Origin of the sequence: Lysobacter sp. TAB13 (genome assembly GCF_052113885.1) — a bacterium.
Classification (GTDB): Bacteria; Pseudomonadota; Gammaproteobacteria; order Xanthomonadales; family Xanthomonadaceae; genus Lysobacter; species Lysobacter gummosus.
Genome location: NZ_JBFRDR010000241.1, coordinates 1 through 425 on the forward strand (window position 1 = coordinate 1; position 425 = coordinate 425).

At 62.8% G+C, this 425-nt stretch carries 1 protein-coding gene; it reads right to left on the reverse strand.

The genetic code is table 11. The features are described from left to right. Positions 1-147: 147 nt before the first annotated feature. Complete coding sequence (locus AB4Y92_RS25995) at positions 148-327, reverse strand: hypothetical protein (RefSeq protein ID WP_441822246.1); 180 nt, start codon at positions 325-327, stop codon at positions 148-150. Between the last annotated feature and the right edge of the window lie 98 nt (positions 328-425).

The window sequence follows — 425 nt, forward strand, 5'->3', positions numbered from 1 at the left end:
GCCCGAAACCGTACTGCGCCGCCGGAGGTCGGATTGGGACGGCGGCTTCTTGATTTCCAACGGAGCCTTGGCATTTTCGTGCGCCGAGCCCGGCCCGCCTTGCCGAATACTGGAGGGCGTCTTGGTCGAGGTGGACATCGCTTCCTCCTATCGATCCTGCTGGTAACCTTGGTTGGTTGTGTTCTGCCGAATATTGGCGTGCCGACCGGTCTTGTCGGAGCCTTCCTGGGACCGCTCCTTCGCCTGGTTGACCGGCTCGGTGGCGTTGCCGCCGGGGCCCTTGTCGCTGCGGTTTTCAGGGGGTACGGGTAAAGTCTTGGTGGTCATGTCGAAACTCCTCGCAAACGACGCACTCCCTTCAGGATACGACTCCGGAAAGATCAGACCGGCTGGGGTGCGGCGCCTCATCGAAGCGTGTGCGGCCC